At 62.8% G+C, this 2,696-nt stretch carries 4 protein-coding genes; 2 read left to right on the forward strand and 2 right to left on the reverse strand.

Annotated elements, in window-relative coordinates; genetic code table 11:
- Nucleotide 1: 1 nt before the first annotated feature.
- Both BG457_RS01945 and BG457_RS01950 read right to left on the reverse strand, forming a co-directional pair.
- Entirely contained in the window at nt 2-496 is a 495-nt protein-coding gene (locus tag BG457_RS01945) for a VOC family protein (RefSeq protein WP_071795262.1), read from the reverse strand.
- Nucleotides 493-912, reverse strand: coding sequence for a VOC family protein (locus tag BG457_RS01950; protein WP_071795263.1), 420 nt, complete (start codon nt 910-912; stop codon nt 493-495). The genes BG457_RS01945 and BG457_RS01950 overlap by 4 nt, the downstream gene beginning before the upstream one ends.
- Nucleotides 913-997: 85 nt before the next feature.
- On the opposite strand from BG457_RS01950, the gene BG457_RS01955 reads away from it, so the two are divergent.
- Both BG457_RS01955 and BG457_RS01960 read left to right on the forward strand, forming a co-directional pair.
- A complete protein-coding gene (locus BG457_RS01955) occupies nt 998-1,471 on the forward strand; it encodes a MarR family winged helix-turn-helix transcriptional regulator (protein WP_071795264.1) in 474 nt (157 codons plus the stop codon).
- Between the two features lie 197 nt (nt 1,472-1,668).
- Entirely contained in the window at nt 1,669-2,442 is a 774-nt protein-coding gene (locus BG457_RS01960; protein WP_175546704.1) for an efflux RND transporter periplasmic adaptor subunit, read from the forward strand.
- Nucleotides 2,443-2,696 lie beyond the last annotated feature (254 nt).

Here is a 2,696-nt window from a genome sequence, read left to right on the forward strand (position 1 = left end):
CCTATCCCCGCCTTGCGGCGTCGATGGCGGCGTGATCGATCTTCTGCATGGTCATCATCGCCGCAAATGCGCGCGCGGCCTCGTTCCCGCCTGCGGCCAGTCCCTCGGTCAGGGTGCGGGGCGTGATCTGCCAGTTGACGCCCCAACGGTCGGAACACCAGCCGCAATCGCTTTCACGCCCGCCGTTATTCACGATGGCATTCCAGTAGCGGTCGGTTTCTTCCTGCGTGTCGGTGGCGATCTGAAACGAGAAGGCGCAGGTCTGCGGAAAGACCGGCCCGGCATTCAGCCCCATGCAGGGGATGCCGCAGACCGTGAACTGCACGACCAGCACATCGCCCGCCTTGCCGCCCGGAAAATCGCCGGGCGCGCGGCTCACGGATTTCAGTTCACTATCGGGAAAGACCGAGGCATAGAAACGCGCCGCCGCTTCGGCCTCGCTGTCGAACCACAGGCAGATGGTGTTCTTTGCGATTTCCGGTGCGGCCCCGCTCATGTCTCTGTCCCGGGCTGCAGGATCGCCCAGCGGATGCCGAACGGGTCCGTCACCATGCCCCAGTCATCGCCCCAGAACTGGCGCGCATAGGGTTCCACGATCGTGCAGCCTGCGGCGACCGCCCGGTCCCACCAGGTACGTCCATCGCTGACGACAAGCTGCATATGGGCGCCGCGCAACCCGCCCTCGTCGGTATTCATGTCAGTCATCATCAGGCAGCCGCCATTGATCTCGATCTGCAGATGCATGAATTTGCCGGGCTGCTCCGGGTCCGGCATGCGGCCATGATCGGTGGCGCCGAAGGCTTTGATGTAGAAATCCGCGGCCTCACCGGCACGACCGGCAAAGCCGAGATAGGGGATCACGCCGCGCATCATCGCATCATCGGGGCGGGTTTTCTGCAGTGTTTCGGTCATTTCGGGCACCTCCTGTTTGCAAGTTTCGCGCTGTTCGTTGCCGGAGCGACTTGCGCTGAGTCGTTTACTTTGATATCAAACTAACATGGCTGAGACAACCCCCGACCTGTTGCCCCTCGAAACCGTCCTGCATATCCGCGACACCTGCCTGTGTCTTGCGGCGCAGCGGGCGGCGCGGCGACTGGCGCGCCGCTTCGATACGGTGCTGCGCCCCTTCGGCCTGACCAACGGGCAATTCTCGCTGATGGTGGCACTGAACCAGCCCGAACCGCCGCCGATGGGGCGGCTTGCGCCCTTTCTGGCGATGGATCCGTCAACCCTGACCGCAGCGGTCAAGCCGCTGGCACGGCGCGGGCTGTTGGTGGTCGAGCCCGATCCTCAGGATCGCCGCTCGCGCCGGTTGCGGATCACGCCCGACGGCGTGGCGCTGATGCGACAGGCGGCAGAGGTCTGGCGCGTGGCCCATGCCGAGATCGATGCGGCCCTGCCGCCGGAAGTGCCGGACGCCCTGCGCATAGGGCTGGGGCAGGTCGCGGCCCTGCCTGTGAGCGCAGCATAGTCCGACCCCGGCGCCAGGCCAGACTGACAATCCCGCAATATAGGGCCTGCGACCTGCTTCTCTCGGTCGTGAGATGCGCATGGAAGCTGGATATTTTATGCAGATCCGTCCAGACTGGGGCTGACCGCATACATTTGTTCCGTGGGAAGATGCAAAGATACCCTGTCATGAAGTTTGCCTGTGCTTTCGGAATCTGCATGGGTTTTGCAGCGCCCGCAGCGCTTGCGCAGGTGCCCGAAACCAGCGCCTGCCTGATATTGCCGCATGACGTGGTGGAACTGGCTGTTCCGGTCGATGGCATTCTGGCGCAACTGCCGGTTGACCGGGGTGATCGCGTTCATGCACACCAGATCGTGGCCCAGCTGGACGCGGCGATGGAAGAGGTCGAGATCGCAGCGGCCCTTGCCCGGTCGGGCAACACCTCTGCCATTGCAAGCACTCAGGCGCGGCTTGATTTTCTTCAGGCCGAGGCGGCGCGCAGCGATGAACTGGTTCAGCGCAATGTCGCGGCGCAGCGCGTGCGCGACGAAGCCCTGATGGGTATGGAAATGGCCCGCGCAGACCTTGAGGAAGCGCGTCTTGCGCAACAGATTGCCGAGATCGAAGCGCAACTGGTCCAGACACGGCTGGAGCGCAAGACCGTACACAGCCCGATTGCGGGTGTCGTCACCCGGCGCGATGCTGCGGTCGGCGAGTTCCGTGCCGCCGGTGCCGCGCTGATGACGATTGCGCGGACCGACCTTCTCCGCGTCGAAGCAATCGTTCCGATCATGCATCACCCGGCAGTCGCGCTGGGCCAGCGCGTCCTTATCCGGCCCGAACCGCCTTTTGAGGCGCTGCATGAAGCTGAGATCACCGTGATTGATCAGGTCTTTGATGCCGCCACCGGCACATTCGGACTGGTGGCAGTCCTGGACAATGCCGAGGGGAAATTGCCGGCTGGATTGCGCTGCAACATGCAATTCGAGTGACAGCCCGTATCGCGATATCTCCGGGGCGGAACTACGGAAGACTGCGGCACAGTCTGCATGAATTCCTGCGAGTCGGGTGGGGGCTGGCTTCCGCCACGTCAAGTTCTGATTGACTTTGTTTGGTCAGGTGGCAAGCTGGCTTTCATGTGAAAGTGATACTTCATCGCTGATTCGTCCGGCAATGGATTTTCCGCTGCGGTCGTCAGTTCAACCGGTATGTTCGTCGGTTCATTATTGTTACCGGAACAGATTTG

This window comes from Natronohydrobacter thiooxidans, assembly GCF_001884735.1.
Classification (GTDB): domain Bacteria; phylum Pseudomonadota; class Alphaproteobacteria; order Rhodobacterales; family Rhodobacteraceae; genus Roseinatronobacter; species Roseinatronobacter thiooxidans_A.

Excerpts from the sequence above, each read along its gene's own strand:
- BG457_RS01945 (WP_071795262.1), bottom strand. The coding sequence starts at position 496 with ATGAGCGGGGCCGCACCGGAAATCGCAAAGAACACCATCTGCCTGTGG.
- BG457_RS01950 (WP_071795263.1), bottom strand. The coding sequence starts at position 912 with ATGACCGAAACACTGCAGAAAACCCGCCCCGATGATGCGATGATGCGC.
- BG457_RS01955 (WP_071795264.1), top strand. The coding sequence starts at position 998 with ATGGCTGAGACAACCCCCGACCTGTTGCCCCTCGAAACCGTCCTGCAT.
- BG457_RS01960 (WP_175546704.1), top strand. The coding sequence starts at position 1,669 with ATGGGTTTTGCAGCGCCCGCAGCGCTTGCGCAGGTGCCCGAAACCAGC.